We start from the raw sequence: 26,909 nt of genomic DNA on the forward strand, positions 1-26,909 counted from the left end.
GTTTCTTCAACTTATTTAACTTTATTTTATGCAACCTTCATAGTCCCTAATTTTACGGTAAGGGGTAGAAACTTTCGAACCATATTATCGATGATATATGAATGTTGTAATATTTATTCAATTAAAAAGACTAAAAAACATACACGTTAAAAAACGCAATTAACCCTTATGCCTTTTAGTCTCTTTATTAATATTGTATTGAGGACATGATAAAATTGTCTGCTTTTTCTTTACTTTTCGAATATACATACAATTCATCCCAATGACCTCCTACAAATTTTTTCATTTAATAACAAAATATTTACAATTGAATTATAAACCAATTATTTGAAAATATCAATCATAATTTTCAAAATAACTCTATATTGTTTACCTAATCCATCCATTTTATTCTCCCACAACATGATTTTTCCGTTATTCATTCATTATATTATTTTTTGTAGTTGCACGCTACTACCAATTATGCTATCATGTTTACAAATTTAACAAGGCACACAAAATATACTATGCACGCCGAGGACATAAAATAACCAACTATAGGAGGACCTACTATGAATTCATTAAACGGAAAGGTTGTTTCAACAGGATTAACATTTGATGATGTATTGTTAATCCCTCAAAGAAGTGAAGTATTACCTAAAGATGTATCGTTAAAAACAAAATTAACACGTCAAATCGAATTAAATGTTCCTATCATCTCTTCAGCGATGGATACAGTCACTGAATCTCGTTTAGCAATCGCCCTGGCTCATCAAGGAGGAGTTGGATTTATCCACAAAAACATGACAATCACTGAACAGGCCGAAGAAGTGCGTCGTGTTAAACTTTATCAAAACGGAATGATTTCAGACCCAGTAACACTTTTAGAGGATGTAACACTTGAAGAAGCTAACGAGAAATGTAAACATTATAAAGTATCTGGATTCCCAGTTGTCGATGAATTTGGAATTTTAAAAGGAATCGTAACAAATCGTGACTTAAAATATCGTAATAACCATACCTTAAAAGTTAGTGAAGTTATGACAGGACGCGATAAGTTAGTGACTGCCCCTATCGGAATCACTTTAGATGAGGCAAAAGAAATCCTTATGAACCATCGCATCGAAAAACTACCTCTAATCGACGAAAATGGAGTCTTACGTGGACTAATCACTATCAAAGATATTGATAAAACAATGTCGTATCCTAATAGCTGTAAGGACGAACATGGACGATTACGTTGTGGTGCTGCAGTTGGAATTGGTTTAGACACAATGGAACGTGTATCAGCTTTAGTCAATGCCGGTGTAGACGTTATTACGGTAGACTCAGCGCACGGTCACTCATTAGGAGTTATTAACACAGTTCGTCAAATCAAAGAAGCTTTCCCACAATTACAAGTAATCGGTGGAAACATCGTCACACCTGAAGCTGCTAAGGACTTAATCGCTGCGGGTGCTGATGCTGTAAAAGTAGGAATCGGTCCGGGATCAATCTGTACAACTCGCGTCGTAGCTGGTGTAGGTGTACCTCAAATTTCAGCTGTAAACGACGTTTACGAATACTGTAAAACTGTAGGGGTTCCAGTAATTGCAGATGGTGGATTAAAACTAAGTGGAGACTTTGTTAAAGCAATTGCTGCGGGTGCTGACTGCGCTATGTTTGGTGGATTATTCGCCGGATGTGAGGAGGCTCCTGGAGAAGAGATTTTATATAATGGACGTCGCTATAAAACTTATGTAGGAATGGGATCTTTAGCTGCTATGAAACGTGGATCAAGTGATCGCTACTTCCAAGGAAAGCAACAAGAAGCTAAAAAGTTAGTACCTGAAGGAATCGAAGCCCGTGTTCCGTATAAAGGTAAATTAGAAGATGTAATCTATCAATTATGTGGTGGATTACGTGCAGGAATGGGTTACTGTGGAACAGCAACTATTGAGGAATTAAAAACAAATGCTAAATTTGTTCGTATTACCAATGCGGGTCTACGAGAATCACATCCACATGATGTTGAAATCACACAAGAAGCACCTAACTATCAAAAATAAAAAAAGAGTGTGGATAATCCACACTCTTTTTTTGACCATAAATTAATAAAACAAAATCATTTCATAAAATTTATCATGAATTTTAAAGGACATTAGCTTTTAATCAAAGTTAATGTCCTTTTCTTTATTATCCCTCTAAATATTTTCCTAAGAAGGCTGTTGCAATTTTAGCGCTATTAATATCTAATTCATTAACGAATTCATCTTCTTCAGTTCCAACTAAAATAACGGCACCTAAGCTATCACCATTTGAAATAATAGGAACCATAACAAATGAACGTTCTGTTGTCTCACCGTCTACGATTTCTAACACTTCTTTTCCTTCAGCAATTTTAGAGGTACGATTTTCAATCATATCGCTTAAAGGACGGCTTACTCGGCGATTTAAATATTGTTTTCTAATTTCACCCGAAGCAGCAATAATATCTTCGCGATCAACAATTAAAACACCTTTTTTAGTTGAACCTTGTACTGCATCTGCATATTGTTGAGCAAAAGCAGAAATATCTGCAATAGGAGAATATTTTTTTAAAACGACCTCTCCTGATTGATTAACGAAAATTTCTAAAGAATCCCCTTCACGAATACGCATTGTTCTACGAATTTCTTTTGGTATTACAACTCGACCTAAATCATCTATACGACGTACGACTCCTGTAGCTTTCATCTTTCTCAAAACCTCACTTTCGGATTATCTAACATTAGTTTTTATGTTTTTTTATAAATTATACCTTTTTTACATTATTTTTGAATCTTTCAAAATCTTTAAAGAGGTCCAATGCATATTCGAACCATTGTAATCTTTTTACAACAGGTAAATCAAAAATAATATTGATTCTTCCCTCTTTGTAAGCTAAGCGAATCATTGAACCAATCTTATGAACAGCCTCAAATAGCTTCTGTCCATTAATATCTTGTGTAATTTCTTCCTTTAATATGAATTCTATCGTATTTTTAGTCGATTTTGTTTTTTCAATATATCCTTCTGTTAAGTTTTTTAAATAAGTTAAATCAATTAAATACTTAACCTCATCAGGAAAATCTCCAAAACGGTCAATTAATTCATCGATAATATCATTATAAGAATGATCATTGGTAATTTTTTTAATTTTTTGATAAATTTCTATTTTTGTTGATTCATCACTAATATAAAAGTCTGGTATATAGGCATCGACTTTCGTAGGAAAGTCAAACTCTACCTTTGGTACTTCAAATGAAGCGACTTCAAAATCGCTACCTTCTCTAGCATGAACGACTGCTTCACTTAATAATTGGGTATATAAATCTAATCCGACCGTGTCAATAAACCCATATTGCTTCGCACCTAACATATCTCCGGCTCCCCGTATCGCCAAATCACGCATTGCAATTTTAAAACCTGATCCTAATTCAGTAAATTCCTTAATTGTCTGTAACCTTTTTTCAGCATTTTCAGTCAACACCTTATTTCGTGGGTACATACAATAAGCATAAGCAATCCGATCACTACGACCCACACGCCCTCTTAACTGATAAAGTTGTGATAATCCTAGGCGATATGCATCAGAGATAAGCAGTGTATTTGCATTAGGTATATCGATCCCTGTTTCAATAATCGTTGTACAAACTAAAACATTAAATTTCTTTTCTTCAAAATCTGCCATTGTTTGTTCAAGCTGCTCTTTACTCATTTGACCATGTGCATATTCTACAACTGCATCTGGAACTAATTTTTGTATTTTCGCAGCCCGCTTCTCTATATCAGATACTCTATTATACAAATAGAATACTTGTCCATCCCTCGCCAATTCACGCTCAATCGCATCTCGTATAACCCCATCGTGTTCCTCTAAAACATAAGTTTGTACAGGATAACGATTCATCGGGGGAGTTTCAATCAGCGATAAACTTCTAATTCCAATCATCGACATCTGTAATGTTCTTGGAATGGGTGTTGCAGTCAGCGTTAAGACGTCAACTTCAGTTTTAAACTCTTTGATTTTTTCCTTATGTTCAACCCCGAAGCGTTGCTCTTCATCAATAATCAAAAGTCCTAAATCTTTAAAAATAACATCTTTTGATAAAATCCGATGAGTTCCGACAACGATATTTATTTTACCACTTTTTATACTTTCTAGCAATTCCTGTTGTTCTTTTACTGAAATATATCTGTTCAGTAAGCCCACCTTGACATCAAAATCCCGAAAGCGCGAAACAAATGATTCATAATGTTGTTTAGACAAAATGGTTGTGGGTGCCAAATAAGCAACCTGTTTACCATCTTGAACGGCCTTAAAGGCTGCTCGCATCGCAACTTCCGTTTTACCATAACCTACATCCCCAATTAACAAGCGATCCATTGGATGTGGGGCTTCCATATCTTCCTTAATTTCACTTGCAGCTCTTAATTGATCGTCAGTCTCCACGTATGGAAAGGCATTTTCAAAGGCATGTTGTTCAATCGTGTCTTTCGCAAAAGCGTAACCCGGAAGATGTTCCCTTTTGGCGTAGATTTTAATCAACTTATCCGCAATATCTTTAACGGTCTTCTTAACTTTAGATTTCGTTTTCTCCCACTCGGATGTCCCTAATTTGTTAATTTTCGGCTTGGCTCCCTCGGAACCTACATATTTCTGAACCATCTGAATTTTATCAATAGGAACATATAGCTTATCGTCCCCGCGATAGGCAATCATTAAAAAGTCTTTACGCGCTCCATTAGTTTCTAATGTTTCAATTCCAATGTACTGACCAATTCCGTGTTGAACATGAACGACATAATCTCCCAGTTGTAGTTCATTATAATCTTTCAATTTTTTTCCTTCTTTAAAGTTGCTCTTATACGCCGTAGATTTCTTACGCTTTGTATGGACCTCATAATCGGTGTAGACAACAATATGTGGCTCTAATAGTTCATATCCTACCGCCAAGCAATCACAAATAAGATGAATAGACCCTTCGCGAATCTCGTCAATGGTTGTAGGGAATGCTACACCAACACCTAATTCATCCAAATAGTTCGCCAAATTATTCCGTGCTTCAACACTCGAAACAGCCACAAAAACCGTCGCGCCATTTTCTCTTAAACGTTTACATTCCTTAGCAAAGAATTCTAGTTGTCCATGAAACTCCGATACACTTTTCGTTGCCAATTTAACATGTTGGTCCAATTCCACATTAGGTAACGTACCAAGATGTTCAGATAAAAATAACTGATGAGCTACTGAAATGGTCGTGATAGGTTGATACAGATTTAACCCTTTGACTGTTTTTCCATTTTCAATCGCGCCTTCTTGCCAAGCTAACGCATCTTCATTCATATGCTCTTGATTTTCCAAAACACGGGCATAATCAATATAAATAACAAGCGGATTGTCTAAATAGGATAATAAAGTATCCGGATCCTTATATAGAAGCGAAATATATTTATGCATTAATTCTAAATCCTGATGATTTTGAATTTTTTCGATATCTTGATAAATTCTCGCATATAACATCTCTCGTGCTTCCCCATCCACAAGAGGTAACGTTTTGTTCAAAAGATCCTTTATGCTTGATTCAAAGGCCTTAATCTCCTGATCCGAATATACCAACTCAAAGGTTGGAACAATGACAGCCCGCTCAACTTTCTTTATCGAACGTTGTGTATCCGTTGTAAAATAGCGTATCGTGTCAATCTCATCGTCAAAAAATTCTATACGTAATGGATTTTCTTCCGTCATTGGAAACACATCAAGAATTCCACCGCGCACACTAAACTCTCCCATATGTTCCACGGCACGTACAGATTGGTAGCCAAGTTCAATTAGCTTTCTTTTTAATGTATCTAAATCGTAACACTCACCAACCTCTAATGAAATATCCGCCTGTTGAAAAACTTCCTTAGGCGGTAAAAAACGGGCAGCACCTGCGACATGAGTAACGATGATCCTGTTAGGATCCTCAATAATCGAAGATAATGTATTCATCCTTTCAATACGTAATTCAGAACTTGAAGCTAGCATTTCCGCTGTGATAAATTCGTCCATTGGAAAAAGACGGACCAACCCTTCGTCCATCAACTCCACTAACTGATCATACAAACGCTGGGCCTGATATAAATTTTGCATCATAATAACTACAGGCCTTCTTTTATTCTCATACAACATTTGCATTAATGACGCATAAAAAGACGGAGTTACTCCGCTAAGTAAAACGTTTTGATGCTCACCATCTAACGCCTTTATCAAAGTTTGGATTGCATCCGACTTTGAAATATACTGATTCATTATATTCATTCTTCCATCCACCTCTTAGTTAAAACTACTTACTATACTCTGTCATCACCTTATTAAAAGATTCAGTTAATGTCATTTCACATGCTTTCACTGATAAATCAATCGCTTGATTGACTAATGCCAGTTCATCCTCTGTAAATTTTCCTAAAACATAATCCACAACAGGAATCTTAGGATGACGGTCAATTCCAATACGAATACGTTTAAACTCCTGAGTTTTAAGGTGTGCAATTAATGACTTAATACCATTATGCCCCCCTGCACTCCCCTTTAAACGCATTCTAATTTTTCCATGAGGTAAATCTAAATCATCATAAATTACAATAATATCTTCTACATCAATATCGTAAAAATCAATAAGTGCACGAACGGACTCACCTGATAAATTCATAAACGTCGTCGGTTTCAGTAATATAACTTTCTCACCCTTTACAATTCCTCTTCCCATCTCACCTTTAAACTTTTTCTCTTCTATTAAGGGAATATTCCATGCTGAACTTAGTCTATCAATCACCATAAACCCCGCGTTATGACGTGTTCTTTCATATTTTGAACCTGGATTTCCCAGACCTACAAACAATTTCATAAAAATCACCTCGTCTTGAGTTTTAATAGCCTCTTCTATTTTACATGAACCTTATATATTTTACCAATCATTATTCAATCATCGATTAGCTTTTTCCATACCTCAAAAAAATGTCCTTTAATTCCTACTCTTTTTCTAAAATAAAACTGGAAACCTTGATAAGCCACGCGTCCCCTCTCTCATCCATTTCTTGCCCATTAATTTGTTCATCAGGCTAGTCACCCTCTATTACTAGGGCCCCATTCTTAACTGGCATTCACTCATAGAGCACATAAAAAGGCAAAGCTAATGATTAGCTTTGCCCCCTCAGTTCATCATTTAATTAAAAATTATATAAATCACGATTATAGACAAATAAGTCTGATACCGGCTCATCATTTAAAATATGTAAAATACCTTCTGCTAATAATTCGCCAACAGATAATTGTGTAATTTTAGAACTTCGTTTTTCTTCTGGTAGGTTAATTGTATTTGTAGTAACTAATTCTTTAATGGCTGAATTTTCAATACGTTCAACAGCTGGACCCGAAAGAATTGGATGTGTACAAGCCGCATAAACAGATAACGCCCCACGCTCTTTTAACGCATTCGCTGCAATCTGAATCGTTCCCGCTGTATCAATCATATCATCGATAATAATAGCATGCTTTCCTTCAACTTCTCCGATTAATCCCATAACTTCTGCAACATTTGGTTTCGGACGACGTTTATCAATAATTGCGATAGGAGCATCTAAATATTCAGCAAGTACGCGAGCGCGAGTTGCTCCTCCATGGTCTGGCGATACAACAACAATATCATCTAAGTTTTTATCAATAAAGTATTTTGCAATAATAGGCATTGCTCGGAAGTCATCGATTGGAATATCAAAGAATCCTTGGATTTGCGTCGCATGTAAATCCATTGTCATCACACGTGTTGCTCCTGCAGCTTCAATTAAGTTCGCTACTAATTTCGCTGTAATTGGCTGACGCGCTTTTGCTTTTCTATCCTGACGAGAATATCCATAATAAGGCATGATTACATTAATGGTTTTAGCTGATGCACGCTTTAAAGCATCGATCATAACTAAAAGCTCCATTAAGTGATCATTTACTGGATTATGTGTTGGTTGTACAACGAAAACATGATGTCCACGTACAGTTTCATTAATATTAACTTGTACCTCACCATCTGCAAAACGATTAACTGTTAAATCCGATAAAGGAACACCGATACGATCTGCAATTTCTTGTGCTAATGGACGATTAGCATTTAAACTAAAAATCTTAAACTTTTTACGATTAATTTCTGCCATGCTGATTTAACCTCCTAGAATAAACACACTTCAGACAATATTTTACACAATTTCGCATTTATTTTCAATTATTTCAATAAATGTTTAAATTTAATCTTTTTGTTAAATTATTTTTGTCGAATAATCTTAGCGTAGCCCTCTTTATTTTCTTGCTTTGAACGAGCAATCGCAAGCGCATCCTCTGGTACATTTTTTGTAATTGTCGAACCAGCCGCTAAGTAAGCATTAGGCTCAATTGTCACTGGTGCAACTAAATTCACGTTACATCCAACCATCGTATTAGCTCCAATTATGGTTTGATGTTTATTCTTTCCATCGTAGTTAACAGTAATTGAACCACATCCCATATTTACATTCTCACCTAAAATTGCATCACCAATATAACTTAAGTGTGCGGCTTTTGCCCCATCTTTAAACACTGATTTCTTAATTTCTACGAAATTTCCAATACGTGCATGACTTCCAACCTCAGCGTGCATACGAATATGAGCAAAAGGCCCTACTGTTGTATTCGCACCAATCACCGAATCTGAAATAACTGAGGCATTAATCGTTGAATTTTTTCCGATAACCGATGAGTTAATTTGTGAATTAGCACCAATGATAACCTCATCTTCAATTTTTGAACATCCCGTAATCATTGTTCCAGGATAGATAATAACATCTTGCCCAATTTCCACTTCAGTTCCAATATACGTAGCCTCTGGGTTAATAATCGTAACACCATTTCTCATATGCTGTTCATTTACACGTTTTCTTAAAACTTTTTCAGCATAGGCTAACTGAACACGGTCATTAACTCCTAATGTTTCTTCAAAATCTTCATTCTCATAGGCAACAACCTTTAATCCCATGTCGCGAATAATTCCAACTAAATCTGTTAAGTAGTATTCTCCTTGTGAATTGTTGTTCGTGATTTTCGTTAAGGCCTCAAACAATACCTTATTATCATAACAGCAAACACCCGTATTAATTTCCTTGACTAATAATTCTTGCTCATTTGCATCCTTTTGTTCAACAATTCGTAAAACATTACCCGCTTCATCACGAATGATACGCCCGTATCCCGTCGGATTATCTGTCGATGCAGTTAAAATAGTAATTGCTGCCTCTTGTTCTTGATGATAGTCAAATAAATTAGAAATAGTTTGTTCTGTTAATAACGGAACATCACCATAAGTTACAATCGTTACCCCTTCAAGACCTTCTAACAAATCTTTCGTCATCATCACAGCGTGCCCCGTCCCTAACTGTTCCGTTTGCATCGCATATTCTACGCGGTCTTTCAATTCTGCACGAACTGAATCCGCTTCATAACCAATCACCGTTACAATTTTATCTACCCCAATTTTTTCTAAGTTTGTAACTGCGTGGTCCACCATCGATTTTCCTAATACTTGGTGTAATACTTTATGTAAATTAGACTTCATACGGGTTCCTTTTCCCGCGGCTAATACAACTGCATACTTATTCATTAAAATCCCTCCGTTAATCTAACTTCTTTATTTAGTATAGCACAATTCAACACTTCATTACATTTAATTTTCCATCCAGTGTAAGCCTCTCTGTTATATTTTAGTTTAGAATTTTAAAAAAAGCTACTCTTCTAAAAGAAGGTAGCTTTTTAAACATTCATTCATGACGCTTTTTTTATGTGTCATAATACGCCCATAACCTTTCAGTCTAAGCATTCACTCTCTTATTCTGCTTCCTCATAGGCCTTAATAACAAAGTCTTCTACTTCCTTACGGGTTTCATGATTAATTGGATGTGCAATGTCTTTAAATTCCCCCGTTGACGTCTTACGACTAGGCATTGCCACGAATAAGTGTTCATCCCCCTGAATGACTCTTAAATCATGGATAACAAAGCACCCATCTAAGGTAATTGATGCGATTGCTTTCATTCTATTATCTGTCTCTACTTTTCGAATTCTAACGTCTGTAATATTCATTCTCTCATCCTCCTAAGTTGTCCATATCACCTCTTCATTATACCACATACTGTAAGTGCTTTTTATGTCATTTGTGTGTTTTTCTTACAATTATATACATTCTCATGAATTTTTTTCCGATACTCTTTTAACTGTTTTGTTAATCCGACAAAAAAGCATCTTAATCGATAAACAATTAAGATGCTTTTCATACTAGCCAATTAATCTAACTGCATAAACTTCATGCTCTCTTAGGCAACCATTAATACTATTTATAATACGCCTTAACTTGTACTCTTTACGAACAAGAGCAAAAACTGTCGGTCCACTCCCACTCATGAGTACGGCATCTGCTCCAAATTGAATTAATTTATTCTTTATTTCTTCAACGACCGGATACCGTTCAAACGTTACGCTCTCTAACGAGTTACCTAAACGATTACAAATCCCCTGATAGTCCTGTAACTCGATACAGTCTAACATCCCTTTAATATCTAAATGTTGAACCTCATTTGCGTTGAGTGCCTCATAAATCTCTTTTGTTGACACGCCAATTCGCGGTTTAATTAAAATAACCCAACATTTTGGAGGGGACGGAATCGGATGAATAATTTCTCCACGACCTGTTGCTAATGCGGTCCCACCATAAACGCAAAACGGAATGTCTGACCCTAATCGTGCACCTAATTCGGCCAACTCATCCATCGTACAATCTACTTTAAAAAGTTCCCTTAGCGCCTTTAAAGTCGCCGCTGCATTACTACTTCCACCAGCTAAACCAGCCGCTACTGGGATTTTCTTTTTAATATAAATTTCAACCCCTTGCTTAATGTTAAAATGTTTTCTAAAAAGTTCAGCCGCTTGATAGGCTAAATTCTTTTCATTCAATGGAATTGTAAACTCATTTGATTGAATAACAATTTTATCGTCGTTACGGGGAGTGACTGTAATATAATCTGCTAGATCAACAGTTGTCATAATCATTTCAACCTCATGATAATTGTCATCTCGTTTATAGAGCGTATCAAGTGCCAAATTTATTTTTGCTGGAGCTTTAATTGTTACCATAGCCATTCCTCCAATCAGTATGATTTTATTTTATCATACAAAAAAAAGTAGTAAACATCGTCAACTACTTTTTTTTAATATTAATTAAACTTTAATTCTACCGATCCCGTTAAAACATCAATATAACTATAAGAAACTCGGTCAACTGAGTCGCGTTGACTATCTAAATCAATCACAAAAATAGAAGGATACGTATTCGATAAAATACCTGTATGTTCTACCACTCGATTACGACTTTCATAAGCGGTTAATTTCACTTCTTTACCGACTTGTTCACTCAACTCTTGACGAATATTAACAATATTATTTGCCAAAACATCACGACCTTTCTATCATAAAGCATACCATAAAAAGAAAATTTTTTCAATATTATTATATGCTAAAGGGTTGAAATTATTCATTATCAATGATAAAATAAAATATTTTTACATTTTCCTGATTCCATAGCGAAGGGTTCCCTTCGTTTGAAGACCACCAATTCCCGCTATTTTAGCAATCGTTTTTTCAATCGCTTCCCTTAAATCCACTTGTTCCTCGTAAGGGGTTAGGGCAATCGTTGCCGCAATAATCGCTGGATCAAGCGCGTGTATATTAATACGTTTAGGCGATGATGCAAAATTTGCTCCAGAACCAATCAACGCCTCAAAATGCGATTGGCACGCCCCAGCTATAACGATCAAATAATCAAGCGAAGGTTCGATTTCACGCAATGCATTAACCGTCTCTACAAAGTATTTTGAACTTCTATACGCCATCAAATCATCTTCATGTTCTTTATCTTCTAATGCATCATGCCCCGTAATAACAACAATATTTGGTCTTAACCGTTTAACTAATTCAGGAACTTTAACCTTCATATCCTTCTCAGGAACCGCAAATGCCTGTGCATAAACTTTTGCATATTTATACAGTTTGATACTTTTCTGGAGGTACTCTTCATCCCCATCAATGTGTAAAATCCGTCCACTAATATAAAAATCTCCATTATCATAACTTCTCATATTATCCATAACAGGGGGGAGAATGGTTCGATATTGATCAAACTCCACCTGCTCTGCACGTTGATACTCCTCACGCGAAATAATTTCTAAATCACTTAATGGGGCATCCGCCGTCAAACGAAAGAAGATTCCCTTTAAATGGGCGACGTCTCCCGTAATTTCCTCAATACGAAACATCGTGTCAGATCCATAAGAACGACGGCCTACAATATCCCCTACTTTGACTTCTTCATCCATCCTTATCACCTCACGTTATTATATGCCCCACCCCTTTAAATGTGCCTACACAAAAAAGCATAAAAAGATTCCTCTTCCCATGCTTTCAAATAAACTTAAAATGAATTGATTCCAGTAACCTTTATAGTCTAAAAGCCCCTTATAATAAGGGGCTTTTAGACTATAAAGAGAGAATTTATGCCTTTAAATGACGATAAAACACATTAGATAGATGGGCGAACTCCTCAATGGATAAAGATTCCCCACGGCGGTTCGGTAAAATATTGGCCTCTTCTAGAATTGCTGTCACTTCTTCCTTCGATAAAGAAGTAAAGTGTTGATTTAAATTATTTTGTAATGTTTTTCTTCGTTGCCTAAAAGCACCGTGAACAACTTCCATAAAGAAATCCTCATCTAAAACATCAACTGCTAACTCTTTACGTTTTGTTAAACGAACAACCGCACTATCAACATTCGGAGCGGGAATGAAAACAGTCTTTGGAACTGTTAAAGCAATTTTAGCCTCCGTATAATATTGAACGGCAATTGATAAAGCATTATAATCTTTTGATCCCGGAGAGGCTGATAAACGTTGCGCTACCTCTTTTTGCATCATAGTCACGTAACGATCAATAGGTAATTTCTTTTCGATGAGTCCCATCAAAATAGGAGTTGTAATATAATACGGTAAGTTAGCAACTACCGCAATTTCCTTCACATCTTTAAACTCTTCCTCAATCATCGATGCGACATCTGCCTTCAAAATATCTTGATGGATAATCTTTACATTATCATATGGGGCTAATGTTTCCGCTAAAATTGGAATTAAACGCGGATCGATTTCGTAAGCCACCACTTTTTTTGCCTTACGCGCAATAAACTCAGTTAAGGCCCCGATACCTGGCCCAATTTCAATGACACCCACCTCATCTGATAAATCAGCGGCATCTACAATTTTATTTAAAATATTTGTATCTGTTAAGAAGTTTTGCCCAAAGCTTTTTTTAAAGGTAAACCCATGTCTTTCTATAATTTCTCTTGTGTTTGACTTCGTTGCGATATCTCTCATACTTAATAGCTCCTTTATTTTAGACACTTTTTGGTTCTTCTGCTAATGCATTAACAACTTGTTGTTTAGTAACTCCAAACATCATTAAACGCTTTTGAAGTTGTTTTCCGTTCACATAGCCGATTCCTAACACTTCGCCTAGCTTTTCCCGTATTTTTGCACTATTTGGATGACCAATTAATCCTAAATCAAACAAAAATTCTGTTTCAATCTCCTCCGTCACCTCAGTTTTAGGCGTGATGACATCTTGTAAAGCCCGCTTAATCGATTCGGCGCTTGCATGCTCAACCCCGACTCCCTTATCATTTTTAGCAATTGCCTCCCGTTTAGGAAGGTGGGCATGTTTACAAAGTGGCACCTCTTGCATAATGCGTTGACGAATTTTATTTCCCGGAAAATCAGGATCGGTAAAAATAATCACTCCACGTTTTTTCTGCAACTCCTTGATGCGTGAAATAACGTCCTCATTAATAGCCGATCCGTTTGTCTCTAACGTTTCAATTTCTGGATATACCTCTTTTAATCGCCTCGTATCATCCCGACCTTCGACTACAATAATCTCTTTAAACATCTTTTTTCCTCGATTTCTATGTTAACTTTTACTGAATATTTTCAGGTAATAGCTCTAAAATTTTATTTTTTATCTCTACATTCCCACTCGCTTTAATTAAATCTAGCGGAAAATAAATTTTATATTCCTGTTTTGGTTTAACGGCAATAATCCCCTTAATAATCGTTGATACTTCCGATATTTCTTTAATAGAACCATCACGCATCAACAATTCGATGCAATCCGGTAAACAATTCGTCTTATGACCATAATAATCATACGGTGTTTTAACACTATGATCGGTAATTAAATAGTAGGTTGGATTGATACCTAAGATGGACATATATTCCCCGATTTTTATTAAATTTTTGTTCACTTCGTCATTTGGTACATAATGCATTTCCTTTAATAAACGACGATGAATAAAGCGATCCGCAAAATCGCTCAATATCTCATCTTCCTCTTCAACAAATAACGACGCATAGTGACTAATTGTCGCATCATCAAACTTTAAATACGTTTCAACAGATAAGTCCTTCTCCAAAAACAGGTCTGCTAACGCCCCAATAGGATGTCTAAATTGATACCCTGATAAAACAAGTTCTCGAACACGTCGTAACATATTTTGAATCACTAAGTCAAAGCTACGCCCTGTTGAGTGTAAATAAACTTGCCAATACATTTGATAACGGCTCATTAAATAATCCTCAATAGCGTGCATCCCCGAAACTTTATAAACAATTTTGTTATTAACAACCCTCATCGTCCTTAAAATACGTTCAACATCAATTTCACCATATGGGGCGCCTGTAAAATAGGCGTCTCTCAATAAATAGTCCAATCGGTCCGCATCTAACTGACTAGAAATAATGTTGATTACTAGTGGGTTTTCATACGTTTTATTAATGACATCACGAACCTTCGTCGCAAATCCTTTTTGATAGCTTTCCAACACCTGATTAACTTCTGTATCTTCCATAATAATACGTTCAGTAAATAGTTCATGACGAACATTAAAAACGGATTCAAAGGAATGTGAAAACGGACCGTGGCCTAAATCATGCAACAATGCCGCGGATAAGACTAGCAAACGCTCCTCCTCCTCTAACACCGTCCCACAATACATAAGCGCCCGGATAATTTTACGCGCCATTTCATACACCCCTAAGGAATGTGAAAATCGACTATGCTCAGCCGTATGAAAAACCATGTAGGTTCCACCTAATTGCTTAATACGCCGTAAACGTTGAACTTCCTTCGTTTGAATCAAATCCCAAATTAATTTATCAAATACATGAACATATCCGTAAACTGGATCTCTAAATACTTTTTCTTCTAATTTTACCATTGGCACCACCGTCTATATCTGTATATCTCATCATTATTTTATAAAATAATGCAAAACTTTTACTTTTTACAAGCTTAGTATACCACATTATGATTCGACATGAACGTCATGGCCATATACTAAATATAAAAAAACAAGCAACACTTTAACAAATACTAGAAAATATGATATAATAGTGTTGTGAAAACGTTTTATAGGATGTGATACTATGTGTTTGAAAACACATGAGAGTTTTGTAACCGATCAGGAATCTTTCCTTAAACACCATAAGTTGTTTTCTATGCTTATTTGTGAAATTTATGATCTTTTAACACTCTATCAACCATCCCCACTTAGTTCTGAAGAAATATTTGAAAACTTAACTCCCTTTTTACAGTCTCGAATTCGATTTGTACTGAACCATGAACCGCATGCCCATCACTTCTTTATCGATGAGCAGGCGATTATACACTATATTATGCAACTCTTGACGAATAAAATTTCAAAAATTCGTTCAACTTCTAAAGGGGCCTATTATATTGACCCCGTAAAATAAAAGAGATGGGAATGTCACTTTATGATGACTTCCCATCTCTTTTTTATTTTCCTAAAAACTCTTTAACTTTTTGAATTAATTCGTCTTCATTATCAGCTAAGATTGGTTTATTGTTAATAAACACAAACGAACGATCACGACCAGGACCACAATAAGATTGGCATCCTTGATAAATCTTAGCTTTCGGATCAATTTCTTTCAAACGTGGTAATAATGTATTTAAATTAGTTGCCTTACACTTATCGCAAACACGAAACTCGTTTGGCTCTGCAAATAAATCATCTAAATTAAACATCGACTACACCTTCCCCTTTTTATCAATTTTTTTAAAGTGTATCTTCAACGATTTTATAAAAAATCGGGCTTCATGTCAAATAAAACACAAAGCCCGCTTCCCTTATTTTATAATAATGTCTGATTCGCTGTAATAACTGCTGTTTTGTAGACATCCTCTGGTGAACATCCACGTGATAAATCATTCACAGGTTTATTCAATCCTGCTAAAATAGGCCCTACCGCCTCAAACCCACCTAATCGTTGAGCAATTTTATAGCCGATATTTCCAGAATTTAAATCTGGGAAAACAAATACATTCGCTTGTCCTGCTACTTTTGAATCTTTTGCTTTTGTTTTCGCAACGGCAGGAACAAAAGCCGCATCAAACTGTAACTCACCATCATAATCAAAATCAACTTGCATCTCGTCTAACACTTTAACCGCATCCGTCACTTTTTTCGTTTCTTCTGTTTTCGCTGATCCCTTTGTTGAGAAACTTAATAAAGCTACTTTAGGTTCAATATCAAACATACGCGCTACGCGAGCCGATTCCAATGCAAATTCCGCTAAATCATTGCTTGACGGATTTGGATTAATCGCACAATCTGCAAAAATTAAACGCTCATCCCCACGTAACATTGCAAAATATCCAAATGTTTTTCCTATTCCTGGTTTTGTTTTGATGATTTGTAAAGCTGGACGAACTGTATCCCCCGTTGAATGAATCGCCCCTGAAACCAATCCCGCTGCTAAGCCCATATGAACTAACATCGTTCCAAAATAGTTAACATCTAAAACGAGTTCACGCGCCTTTTCTTCTGTTACTTTCCCCTTACGTACCGCGACTAACTCAGCAATCATTTCCTCTAATTTGTCATAATGTTTTGGATCAATAATCTCGCAACCTTCTAATGAATAATGCCCTGCTGCCGACTGCACCTCTTCAATTGACCCAATTAAAACCGGCTTTAACATATTCTCACGTGCAAGTAGGCTCGCTGCTTGAACAACACGTGGTTCATTCCCCTCCGGAAAAACAATGCGAATGTTTTTCCCAATAATTTGATTCTTTAAACTTGTCATGATATCCATTCAATTTACCACCTTTTGATGTTGTGTTAACCCTATTGTACTATTATTCTTAAAAAAATAAAAGGTTAATACCTTTTATTTTTTTAAGAACAATCGTCGTTTTTTGAATAGCAAAATTTTCACTTTCCTATATATAAAAAGGCCCCCTTTTATTGATCCATCAAACTTGAGATAATATATTCTTCCTAACCCCTCAACAACGAACGATGGGTCATCGGATACAACCTCCTTTTCAATTCATCCACTTCCCTCTTGTTTCACTCATTAACTTTTATTTTTTCATCACCTTTATTCATATTTTCTCCTCTGAGGTCGTATGATGAAACGAGAGGTGATTATATGGGAGTTATTCAAGCAACCCAAAAAGACATTGAATTACTTGCTCGACTCATGCGCGCTGAGGCTGAAAGTGACGGAGACATGGGAATGTTACTCGTCGGAAATGTTTGCGTAAATCGGATTTTAGCTAATTGCCACGATTTCAAAAACATTAACACCATTCCATCAATGGTTTATCAATCACCTGGGGGGTTTGAAGCCGTACAATTCGATTACTTTTATCAACGCGCAAGGGATAACGAAATAAGATTGGCTAAAAGGGTCATTAACGGAGAGCGTTTCGAACCCGCAACGACTGCGTTATGGTTTTACGATCCTTTTCAACCATCGTGTCCCGCCCAGTTTTGGGGACAATGGAATTCAGGTCGATATGGAGATCACTGCTTCTACATTCCGCTTGAATCCGAACATTGTTATGACTAATCGTATCTTGAAAGGAGAGACACTATGAATTATTATTATTCTTATCCTTACGGGGGACCCGTTCCAAATCCAAATGATCCATATTGGAGATATCAACAACCAAATCCTATGGGGGCTAATTACACAAACGTAAACCCTAGCACAGTGGAACCACCATTCCCATCTGGAGCACCAATTACGCCTCAAACACCTACAGAGCCAGGTCAAACACCTGCAGCCTCTAGTGGAGTAAGCTATGCAGGATTCGAACTTCCAGTAGGAAATGTCATTTCAATGGCTCAAGGTAGCAGTTATTTCAGTCAAGTTTTAAGACTTAACCGCGGAAAAATGGCTACCGTATACATGACATTTAGCGGAAATGATGCGGCAACTGCGCAACGTAGCTTCTTTGGTGTGATTGAAGCAGCAGGACGCGATCACATTATTTTAAGTGATCCAAATACTGGGCACCGTTTCGTCTTATTAACTGTTTACTTAGATTATGTTGAATTCCCTGAAGAAATCAACTATTACTATCCACAAGATAACACAATCAACATTGTTGATCCTGATTTATTTGAAAAATTCCCATCATTAGGGGCACTTTACAACTATCAAAAACAACAAGATGAACTTTACAAACAAAAATATCCTTACTATAACCAAATGCCTGAAACACAACACGGGTATGGAAATTCTGATCAACACTAAATAAAAAAAGACTCCTTTTAAAAAGGAGTCCTTTTTTTATTTAGTTAAGGTCCAATCAATAGGGTGAATCCCTTTAGAAACTAAGAATTCATTAGTTTTTGAAAAGGGGGCACTTCCGAAGAATCCACGATGCGCCGACAATGGAGAAGGATGAACCGATTCTAGCACTAAATGCTTCCTTTGATCGATTAATCTTTTTTTACTCCGTGCATGATTTCCCCATAAAATAAAAACAATAGGGGCATCCTTCTCATTCAAACAACTTAGAATATGGTCTGTAAACCTTTCCCACCCCATCGAAGCATGGGACATCGGTTGGCCTGATCTAACCGTTAAGGTTGAATTAAGCAATAAAACCCCCTCTCTTGCCCATTTACTTAAATCTCCGCTCGTTGGATAAGAACACTTGATATCCGAAACCAACTCCGTAAAAATATTTCGAAGTGAAGGTGGAATTTTTGTTGTTTCTGTTACGGAAAAACTAAGACCATTTGCCTGATTCTCACCGTGATACGGATCCTGACCTAAAATCACAACCTTCACTGCTGAATAAGGGGTGAGTTCAAATGCCCTAAACACAGACTTTTTAGGTGGATAAACAGTCTCAATTTCATATTGTTCGTGTAGCTTAGAAAAAAGCTCCTTCATATACGGCTTTTCAAATTCTCGTTCTAAAATAGGTGCCCAATCATTATGGATAAACAATTAAATCACTCCTTTCATTAAAAAAGCACTAAAGTAAAATAACTATAGCCAACACTAAAATACCATAAACTAACAGACAAACATCACGCATCCTAAACTGTAATCGATAAATAGATGTCCGTTGCTCACCTACAACATATCCACGACACTCCATAGCCTCAATCATCATCATTAGGCGTTTAACCGTATTTGAAATAGCAGGTATAATAATGGATAACAACTTTTTAAATTTATCTTGTAACCTTAATTCACTAAAGTCTAGACCCCGTGATTGCTGAGCATTATAAATCAACTTAACTTCCTCTAAAATCATTGGAATTAAACGGATAGAAAGCCCTGCCATAAAGGCAAATCGCTCAATCGATGGGCTTTTAAATAATGTCCTCACACCGGCCACGATTTCCCCCGGTGACGTTGTAAAAGTTAACAAAGCACCCAGAATAACAAATAACATCATCTTAGTAACATAAAACGCTCCTATCCACAATCCGTCTAGACTGACACGAAAGATTCCGATCTTCAATAAAAAGGTGGTGCCCTCCGTTAAAGTAAAGAACATCAAAAAAAAGAAATACATATATTTTAGAAACATCGCTTGTCTTAAATAAAACGAAAAAGGAATTTTACTAAGACAAAGTAAAGAAAAGGTAAAAAGCGTGACACATAATAGCTGTTCCCAATTGACAGTACAAATAATCATTAGGAGATTAAGCACCATCATCACTAATTTCGATCTAGGATCAAACGCATGGTAAACGGAAGAACCGTCAATATATCGACCAAGCCACAGTTTTTTCATCATAATTCCCTATACTTCCTGTAATTTATAATGTTTTTTGAATAATTCAAATTCATTCAATCGTGGCATGACGAGTTTGGCAACAATCCCAACAACTATTCCCGTCACTGCACCAAGAGGTAATAAAAACATCATGTAATAAGCGACCGCATTGGTTTTAATTAAAATCATTGCCACGATAATTTGACCAATATTATGCATCACGCCCCCTAAAACACTAATCCCTAATAAACTTATTTTGTCCTTCAATAATTTAAAAGCCGTCATCATCGTTGCATAACTTAACAACGCACCGACAAACCCATAAGCAAACATCGAAAATGTTCCAAGCAGTAGTGTTGTTAAAAAGGTTTTTAAGATAATGACAGTTAGCATATCTTTTCCATCTAAATAATATAAACCAATCACAATCATAATATTCGCCAACCCTAATTTAGCACCTGGAATGGGCAATCTAACCGGGATCATCGCCTCAATAATCCCCAAAACAATGGCCAAGGATCCAATTAAAATAATAAGCATCATCTTTTCTAAGTTTTCACGATTCCTTTTTTGATTCATTGGTTAAACCCCTCCTACTTAACTTCGTCTCTATTATATCATGAGCGGAAGACTCAAATCCCCCTTTTGTTGACAAAATGTTAGCACTTTAAAAATTAATTGAGTTTTGATAAAATTAGGTCGTAATCATATAATAACTAATTTAACATTCCTTTTAAGTTCTCACTTTTGGGGGACTCATCACGTCCCATCATAAAGATGAACTTCATGGGTTGACTGGAGGCATAAACATGCAAAAATGTATCTTCTGTAAAATTAGCAACAAGGAAATTCCCGGACATATTATTTTTGAAAATGAACACGTGTTGGCTTTCCTCGATATTTCTCAAACAACACTCGGTCATACATTGGTGATTCCAAAAAAACACGTTGAAGATGTTTTCTCAATGACTGAAGAAGATATGACTCACGTCTTTTCAATTATCCCTAAACTAGCGACTGCTCTTAAAAAAACATTTCATGCAGACGGAATGAATATTGTAAATAACAATAAGCCCGTAGCGGGACAAACGGTCTTTCATTACCATGTCCACCTCATTCCAAGATACTCATTTGAAGATTCTTTCAATGTTCATTATGTCAATAATGCAGCGTTATATACACCTGATTCACTTTCTGAATTAAAAGAAGAGATTATTTCTAACCTTTAATCTTTCTAAATTTTGTATACGATGTCCAATCCTTGGAATACTAAGGTTATCCTTATTAGAAACGGTGGATTAGACATGATTAAAGACGTAATAAATGAAATCACGCAACAACTTAAGCAAGTAAACATCACCCATATTAGCGTTAACCGTGCCCCACTTCAACGTCTCTATCAGACATTAGAGACCCACGCTATCATCCCGGAAAATTATTTTTCTTACTTCGTTTCCTATGGACTTCTTTTTCTTCATTTAGATACCCATCAAAAGTTGAAGGAAAACTCTGATGATCGGCAATGTAAAAAAATTATTTTGTACGGTGATTTATTCTATAGCCTATATTACGACTATACCATTCGCCACGCCTTCCCGTTGATTAAAAATAATATTTTTCAACATCTAAAAAACTATGAAATCACATCGATGACACACAGTGGCGCGGATAAAGTTTTAAACGGATGGGTTCGCATCATCGCAGAGGAGGAGGGGTATGATGGGATATCTAACTAAATTCGGATATGATGAACGTTATTTTAACGACCTTCTCATCCAAACGATTGCGGAAGATCCTGTATTAGAAAAAGAAGATGACCTAAAGACTTCCCTTTGCGAACTTATCGCCAACGGAGGGAAACGGATTCGCCCTCTCTTTTTATTAATGGCAACCGAGTTGGGAGATAAAATTTCTAAAGAAGATCGCTACTTAGCTGCAGTTGCCATTGAACTTCTGCACCTTTCCTCTCTTATTCACGATGATATCATTGATCATTCATCTGTAAGACACAATGTCCTTACTCTTCATGAACGTTATAATAAAACAATAGCGCTCAAATTAGGAAATTATACACTAAATAGAAGCCTTGAACTTTTCGCTTCATTTCCTTTCCCCCCCCTCCACTTGCAACTTGCGGATACAATGAAACAATTATGCCTGGGGGAGCTTCAACAACAAGATAATCTCTTTAACTTTAACCTCTCATTAGAAGACTATATCAAAAAAAGTGATCAAAAAACGGGAACCTTAATTTCGGCTAGCCTAGTGATTGGGGGAATACTTGCCCATGCTAACGAGGAAAAGTTAGATGAATTAAAAAAACTGGGAAGTTCTATCGGAATAGCTTATCAAATAAAGGATGACATTTTAGATTTCAGTGGTGATTCTCCCCGTCTTGGAAAACCCGTCGGTCACGACTTAAAAGAGGGCGTTGTGACTCTACCGACGATTTTCGCCTTAGAAGATGATCTTCTCAAAGATGATTTATCTCAAATTTATCAACAATGTAATTGGGATACTCCACTTCTTGATCTTCTTTGCCAACGCATCAGTCATGGAGAATCAATCAAAAAATCGGAGGAACTATGCCAAACTTATATTAATATTACCCGGTCTATCGCGAAGAACTTTCCGCTTTTACAACCAAAAATAAACCATTTAATTAGCTTAATTTTTAATTAACACGAAGGGAGAGCTTTATGAGTAATTATAAAATGATTGTTTTAGACTTAGACGGGACGCTTATGTCTTCAAAAAACGAAATTTCGCCCAAAACAAAGGAAGCCTTATTAAAGGCACAAGAACAAGGTGTCATGATTGTACTTGCCTCAGGTCGTCCAACTTACGGAATGACAAAAGCCGCAAAAGAATTACGTCTTGATCAATACCCTGGTTACATTTTATCTTACAATGGTGGGCGTATTATCGAATCTCATAGTAATGAAATGATTTACGATAAGTCACTTACACCTGAAATTTGTCATGAATTATACGACTTAGCCCGCGAGATGAATGTCAATATTATGGCCTATGAAGATGCCGCTATTGTTACGGCTGATAATGATCAATATATTCAAAAGGAAGCCAATATCAACGGGATGCCTATTAATCGTGTAGAAAATTTCAAAGATTCTGTAACTTTTAATTCTGTAAAATGCTTATGTACAGCTGATCCTGAATATTTAGAAAAAGTTGAAATCAAAATGAAGGAACGTTTAGGAGAACGTCTAAGCATCACTCGCTCTTTACCATTTTTCTTAGAGTTTATGCCTCAAAATATTAATAAAGCCTACTCTTTACAAAAACTTTTAGATCACGTAGGACTCGATCAATCTCAACTCATCGCTTGCGGTGATGGATACAACGATTTATCAATGATAGACTTTGCGGGACTTGGTGTGGCAATGGGAAATGCCGTATCTGAAGTAAAGAAAGCCGCCAACTATATCACCTCAACTAATGATGAGGATGGAATTGCCCACGTCATTGAAAAATTTATTTTTACTGCTTAACAGGCGGCCCTTGGGCTACCTGTTTTTTTTATTTCATAAAAACTAAAGATAGCTCTACTAATTGGTTAATCTACGCTCATCAAGTAAGCCCCTTTTTACGATGCAAAAAAACAGGCCTCTAAAAGGAGGCCTGTTCTAAAAGCTTTAAATTGCTTTACCTAGAATCTCTTCGGCATGTTTTACAAGTTCATCACTTGGAGGAAGTTGTCCTGTTAAGGGATAATCATACCCCAATTGTTTCCACTTGTATTCACCCATTGTGTGATAAGGTAAAACTTCAATTTTTTCAACGGTTTTCAGAGTTTTAATATATGCGGCAGTGTTTTCTAAGTCTTCTTCATCATCGGTCAATCCTGGTACTAGTACCCGGCGAATCCACATAGGAACCCCGGCTTCAGATACTAAGCGACCAAATTCAAGTATGTGTGTGTTATCTTTTCCTGTTAACTCTTTGTGTTTCTTAGCGTCGAACATTTTAATATCAAGCATTAGCATATCAGTAACAGCTAATAACTCTTTTAATTGTTGCTGGCGTTCTGGTGTATTAAACTTTAGATCACCAGAAGTATCGATGTTAGTATGAATTCCATGTTTTTTACACTCTTTAAATAGTTCAGTTACAAACTCCATCTGCAGTAAAGGTTCCCCGCCACTCACTGTGATTCCTCCACCTGAGGCGTCAAAAAACTCTTTATATTTCACTAATTCAGAAATGATTTCAGAAATTTCCGTTAATTTTCCGTCTTTCATTTTCCATGAATCAGGATTATGGCAGTATGCGCATCGCAGTCCACACCCCTGAACAAAGACGATGAATCTTAGTCCTGGTCCATCAACTGTCCCGAACGATTCTACCGAGTGTACATATCCATTCATACTATCACCTTATCTTCCCTTTTCCCAATTACATTTTTTCGTGCATTGTACGATTAATAACATCTAATTGTTGAGCACGTGTTAACTTAATAAAGTTTACAGCGTATCCTGATACACGAATTGTTAATTGTGGATATTTTTCAGGATGTTCCATCGCGTCTAATAAAGTATCACGGTTAAATACGTTGATATTTAAGTGATGACCTTTTTTAGCCACGTACGCATCCATAATCGCTACTAAGTTTTTATTACGTTCTGCATCTGTACGTCCTAAAGATTTAGGCACTAATGAGAATGTATTAGAAATTCCATCTTGTGCTGATTCAAATGGTAATTTAGCTACTGATGACATTGAAGCAATTGCTCCGTGAGAATCACGTCCGTGCATAGGATTCGCACCTGGTGCAAATGGTTCTCCCTCTTTACGACCACATGGAGTTGTTCCTGTTTTCTTACCGTAAACAACGTTCGATGTAATCGTTAAAATTGATTGAGTTTGTAATTTAGCACGGTATGGTTTATGTTTGCGAATTTTTGTCATAAAGGCTGACATAACATCTACAGCAATTTGGTCTACACGATCATCGTTATTTCCGTATTTAGGGAAGTCTCCTTCTACTTCGAAGTCTACTGCAATCCCAAATTCATCACGGATTGGTTTAACTTTAGCGTATTTAATCGCTGATAATGAATCTGCTACTACTGATAATCCGGCGATACCAGTTGCCGAAACACGTTCTGCATCTGTATCATGTAACGCCATTTCGATACGTTCATAACTATATTTATCATGCATATAGTGGATGATATTTAATGTATTTACGTATAAATCAGCTAACCATTCCATCACTTCATCGTAACGTTCCATTACTTTATTATAATCTAAAACTTCATCAGTGATTGGAGCCCAATGTGGACCAACTTGCACTTTTGATTTTTCGTCTTTTCCACCGTTGATCGCATATAATAATGCTTTAGCTAAGTTTGCACGTGCACCGAAGAATTGTAATTGTTTACCTACTTTCATTGGTGATACACAGCAAGCGATCGCATAGTCATCACCATAGATTGGACGCATAATATCATCATTTTCATACTGAATTGCTGATGTTTTAATTGACATTTTTGCACAGTATTCTTTGAATCCTTGAGGTAATTGAGTTGACCATAATACCGTTAAGTTTGGTTCTGGTGCTGGCCCTAAATTATCTAATGTATGTAACACACGGAATGAGTTTTTCGTTACTAATGGGAATCCATTCGTTGACATACCTGCGATTGACTCAGTTACCCATGTTGGATCTCCTGAGAATAATTCATTATAATCAGGTGTACGAGAGAATTTTACAAGACGTAATTTCATAACGAAATGGTCCATCATTTCTTGTGCTTCCTCTTCTGTAATCACACCATTTTGTAAATCACGCTCAATATAGATATCTAAGAATGTAGACGTACGCCCTAAAGACATCGCTGCACCGTTTTGTTCTTTAATCGCTGCTAAGTATCCAAAGTATAACCATTGGATTGCTTCTTTAGCTGTTGTCGCAGGTTTTGAAATATCAAATCCGTGTTTAGCAGCCATTTGTTTTAATTCATTTAAAGCACGGTATTGTTCTGAAATTTCCTCACGTAAACGGATATTTTCTTCGTCCATAATACGTGACGTATTATTATGATCTTTTAATTTTTCTGCCATTAAACGGTCAATTCCGTATAAAGCTACACGACGATAATCCCCGATGATACGTCCACGTCCATAAGCATCAGGTAATCCTGTAATAACCCCTGATTTACGTGCTGCACGCATTTCTGGCGTATAAGCATCAAAAACACCTTGATTGTGAGTTTTTCTATACTCTGTAAAGATATGAGAAACTTCCTCATCTACATGATATCCGTAAGACTGTGCTGCTTTTTCTGCCATACGAATTCCACCAAATGGTTGTAATGAACGTTTAAATGGTTTATCTGTTTGGAATCCAACAATTTTTTCTAAATCTTTGTTTAAATATCCTGGTTCATGAGAAGTAATGGTAGAAACGATTTTTGTATCTAAGTCTAAAACTCCCCCAGCTTCACGTTCAGCCTTAGTTAATTCCATTACTTGTTCCCATAATTTTGTTGTTGCCTCAGTTGGTCCTGCTAAGAAAGAGTCGTCCCCCTCATAAACAGTGATGTTTTGATTAATGAAATCACGCACATCAATTTTTTCTTGCCAGTCAGTACCTTTAAAGCCTTGCCAAGCTTCCATAGATAATTCCTCCTTATAGTTCGCACTAGAACCGCTCTCTGAAATTTCAAATCTCATTAACACACACTCATTTTA

At 36.3% G+C, this 26,909-nt stretch carries 27 protein-coding genes and 1 riboswitch; of the genes, 8 read left to right on the forward strand and 19 right to left on the reverse strand.

The window, feature by feature from the left end; translation table 11 throughout:
- Positions 1–20: 20 nt before the first annotated feature.
- Positions 21–121: riboswitch (purine riboswitch) on the reverse strand.
- 430 nt (positions 122–551) lie between these two features.
- Positions 552–2,027 carry an IMP dehydrogenase gene (gene guaB / locus AACH31_RS11015; protein ID WP_161832461.1) on the forward strand — a complete coding sequence of 492 codons (1,476 nt, stop codon included), beginning with the start codon at positions 552–554 and terminating at the stop codon, positions 2,025–2,027.
- Positions 2,028–2,154: 127 nt separating this feature from the next.
- Here the strand turns inward: guaB and AACH31_RS11020 are convergent, their stop codons facing one another.
- From AACH31_RS11020 to AACH31_RS11075, 12 genes are all read right to left on the reverse strand, one after another.
- On the reverse strand, positions 2,155–2,694 hold the full coding sequence (locus tag AACH31_RS11020; protein WP_161832460.1) for a stage V sporulation T C-terminal domain-containing protein: 540 nt from the start codon (positions 2,692–2,694) through the stop codon (positions 2,155–2,157).
- A 58-nt stretch (positions 2,695–2,752) separates the two neighbouring features.
- Positions 2,753–6,283, reverse strand: a complete 3,531-nt coding sequence (mfd, locus tag AACH31_RS11025) for a transcription-repair coupling factor (protein WP_320100815.1) — start codon at positions 6,281–6,283, stop codon at positions 2,753–2,755.
- Between the two features lie 25 nt (positions 6,284–6,308).
- Positions 6,309–6,869, reverse strand: coding sequence for an aminoacyl-tRNA hydrolase (gene pth / locus AACH31_RS11030; RefSeq protein ID WP_161832458.1), 561 nt, complete (start codon positions 6,867–6,869; stop codon positions 6,309–6,311).
- Positions 6,870–7,191: 322 nt separating this feature from the next.
- Entirely contained in the window at positions 7,192–8,166 is a 975-nt protein-coding gene (locus AACH31_RS11035; protein ID WP_161832457.1) for a ribose-phosphate diphosphokinase, read from the reverse strand.
- A 107-nt stretch (positions 8,167–8,273) separates the two neighbouring features.
- Positions 8,274–9,641, reverse strand: a complete 1,368-nt coding sequence (gene glmU, locus AACH31_RS11040; RefSeq protein WP_161832456.1) for a bifunctional UDP-N-acetylglucosamine diphosphorylase/glucosamine-1-phosphate N-acetyltransferase GlmU — start codon at positions 9,639–9,641, stop codon at positions 8,274–8,276.
- 224 nt (positions 9,642–9,865) lie between these two features.
- Positions 9,866–10,120 (reverse strand): septation regulator SpoVG, encoded by a 255-nt coding sequence (gene spoVG, locus AACH31_RS11045; protein ID WP_161832399.1) that lies wholly within the window; start codon positions 10,118–10,120, stop codon positions 9,866–9,868.
- A gap of 192 nt (positions 10,121–10,312) precedes the next feature.
- Positions 10,313–11,167 carry a 4-(cytidine 5'-diphospho)-2-C-methyl-D-erythritol kinase gene (gene ispE / locus AACH31_RS11050; protein ID WP_161832400.1) on the reverse strand — a complete coding sequence of 285 codons (855 nt, stop codon included), beginning with the start codon at positions 11,165–11,167 and terminating at the stop codon, positions 10,313–10,315.
- Between the two features lie 80 nt (positions 11,168–11,247).
- Entirely contained in the window at positions 11,248–11,481 is a 234-nt protein-coding gene (locus AACH31_RS11055) for a Veg family protein (RefSeq protein WP_161832401.1), read from the reverse strand.
- A gap of 111 nt (positions 11,482–11,592) precedes the next feature.
- Entirely contained in the window at positions 11,593–12,405 is an 813-nt protein-coding gene (gene yabG, locus AACH31_RS11060) for a sporulation peptidase YabG (protein WP_161832402.1), read from the reverse strand.
- A gap of 175 nt (positions 12,406–12,580) precedes the next feature.
- Complete coding sequence (rsmA, locus tag AACH31_RS11065; protein WP_161832403.1) at positions 12,581–13,453, reverse strand: 16S rRNA (adenine(1518)-N(6)/adenine(1519)-N(6))-dimethyltransferase RsmA; 873 nt, start codon at positions 13,451–13,453, stop codon at positions 12,581–12,583.
- Between the two features lie 19 nt (positions 13,454–13,472).
- On the reverse strand, positions 13,473–14,024 hold the full coding sequence (rnmV, locus tag AACH31_RS11070) for a ribonuclease M5 (RefSeq protein WP_161832404.1): 552 nt from the start codon (positions 14,022–14,024) through the stop codon (positions 13,473–13,475).
- Between the two features lie 28 nt (positions 14,025–14,052).
- Positions 14,053–15,351 carry an HD domain-containing protein gene (locus tag AACH31_RS11075; RefSeq protein WP_161832405.1) on the reverse strand — a complete coding sequence of 433 codons (1,299 nt, stop codon included), beginning with the start codon at positions 15,349–15,351 and terminating at the stop codon, positions 14,053–14,055.
- 208 nt (positions 15,352–15,559) lie between these two features.
- Here AACH31_RS11075 and AACH31_RS11080 point away from each other — a divergent pair, with 208 nt between their 5' ends.
- Complete coding sequence (locus AACH31_RS11080) at positions 15,560–15,886, forward strand: hypothetical protein (protein ID WP_161832406.1); 327 nt, start codon at positions 15,560–15,562, stop codon at positions 15,884–15,886.
- 43 nt (positions 15,887–15,929) lie between these two features.
- On the opposite strand, the gene AACH31_RS11085 is transcribed toward AACH31_RS11080, so the two are convergent.
- Positions 15,930–16,181, reverse strand: a complete 252-nt coding sequence (locus tag AACH31_RS11085) for a DUF1450 domain-containing protein (RefSeq protein WP_161832407.1) — start codon at positions 16,179–16,181, stop codon at positions 15,930–15,932.
- Between the two features lie 107 nt (positions 16,182–16,288).
- Positions 16,289–17,254, reverse strand: coding sequence for a phosphate acetyltransferase (gene pta, locus AACH31_RS11090; protein WP_161832408.1), 966 nt, complete (start codon positions 17,252–17,254; stop codon positions 16,289–16,291).
- A 339-nt stretch (positions 17,255–17,593) separates the two neighbouring features.
- Between pta and AACH31_RS11095 the strand changes: the two genes are divergently transcribed.
- On the forward strand, positions 17,594–18,016 hold the full coding sequence (locus AACH31_RS11095; protein ID WP_161832409.1) for a cell wall hydrolase: 423 nt from the start codon (positions 17,594–17,596) through the stop codon (positions 18,014–18,016).
- A gap of 24 nt (positions 18,017–18,040) precedes the next feature.
- Positions 18,041–18,706, forward strand: coding sequence for a spore coat protein GerQ (gerQ, locus tag AACH31_RS11100; protein ID WP_161832410.1), 666 nt, complete (start codon positions 18,041–18,043; stop codon positions 18,704–18,706).
- Between the two features lie 36 nt (positions 18,707–18,742).
- Here gerQ and AACH31_RS11105 read toward each other — a convergent pair whose 3' ends face one another.
- The 3 genes from AACH31_RS11105 to AACH31_RS11115 are packed head-to-tail and all read right to left on the reverse strand — an operon-like array spanning position 18,743 to position 20,771.
- On the reverse strand, positions 18,743–19,411 hold the full coding sequence (locus AACH31_RS11105) for a uracil-DNA glycosylase (RefSeq protein WP_338506614.1): 669 nt from the start codon (positions 19,409–19,411) through the stop codon (positions 18,743–18,745).
- A gap of 28 nt (positions 19,412–19,439) precedes the next feature.
- Complete coding sequence (locus tag AACH31_RS11110) at positions 19,440–20,213, reverse strand: energy-coupling factor transporter transmembrane component T family protein (protein ID WP_237658959.1); 774 nt, start codon at positions 20,211–20,213, stop codon at positions 19,440–19,442.
- Positions 20,214–20,219: 6 nt separating this feature from the next.
- Positions 20,220–20,771: a Gx transporter family protein gene (locus AACH31_RS11115; RefSeq protein ID WP_161832412.1), complete on the reverse strand. Its 552-nt coding sequence runs from the start codon at positions 20,769–20,771 to the stop codon at positions 20,220–20,222.
- A gap of 230 nt (positions 20,772–21,001) precedes the next feature.
- On the opposite strand from AACH31_RS11115, the gene AACH31_RS11120 reads away from it, so the two are divergent.
- The 4 genes from AACH31_RS11120 to AACH31_RS11135 all read left to right on the forward strand — a co-directional run bounded on the left by AACH31_RS11120 (position 21,002) and on the right by AACH31_RS11135 (position 23,704).
- Positions 21,002–21,421, forward strand: coding sequence for an HIT family protein (locus AACH31_RS11120; RefSeq protein ID WP_161832413.1), 420 nt, complete (start codon positions 21,002–21,004; stop codon positions 21,419–21,421).
- Between the two features lie 75 nt (positions 21,422–21,496).
- Positions 21,497–21,928, forward strand: a complete 432-nt coding sequence (locus tag AACH31_RS11125) for a hypothetical protein (protein WP_338506609.1) — start codon at positions 21,497–21,499, stop codon at positions 21,926–21,928.
- On the forward strand, positions 21,912–22,874 hold the full coding sequence (locus AACH31_RS11130; protein ID WP_161832426.1) for a polyprenyl synthetase family protein: 963 nt from the start codon (positions 21,912–21,914) through the stop codon (positions 22,872–22,874). The genes AACH31_RS11125 and AACH31_RS11130 overlap by 17 nt, the downstream gene beginning before the upstream one ends.
- A gap of 17 nt (positions 22,875–22,891) precedes the next feature.
- Positions 22,892–23,704: a Cof-type HAD-IIB family hydrolase gene (locus AACH31_RS11135; protein ID WP_161832415.1), complete on the forward strand. Its 813-nt coding sequence runs from the start codon at positions 22,892–22,894 to the stop codon at positions 23,702–23,704.
- 144 nt (positions 23,705–23,848) lie between these two features.
- Here the strand turns inward: AACH31_RS11135 and pflA are convergent, their stop codons facing one another.
- Positions 23,849–24,580, reverse strand: a complete 732-nt coding sequence (gene pflA / locus AACH31_RS11140) for a pyruvate formate-lyase-activating protein (RefSeq protein WP_161832416.1) — start codon at positions 24,578–24,580, stop codon at positions 23,849–23,851.
- A 28-nt stretch (positions 24,581–24,608) separates the two neighbouring features.
- Positions 24,609–26,834 carry a formate C-acetyltransferase gene (gene pflB, locus AACH31_RS11145; RefSeq protein ID WP_161832417.1) on the reverse strand — a complete coding sequence of 742 codons (2,226 nt, stop codon included), beginning with the start codon at positions 26,832–26,834 and terminating at the stop codon, positions 24,609–24,611.
- Positions 26,835–26,909: the final 75 nt, after the last annotated feature.

The organism is Turicibacter faecis (assembly GCF_037076425.1).
Lineage (GTDB): Bacteria > Bacillota_I > Bacilli_A > MOL361 > Turicibacteraceae > Turicibacter > Turicibacter faecis.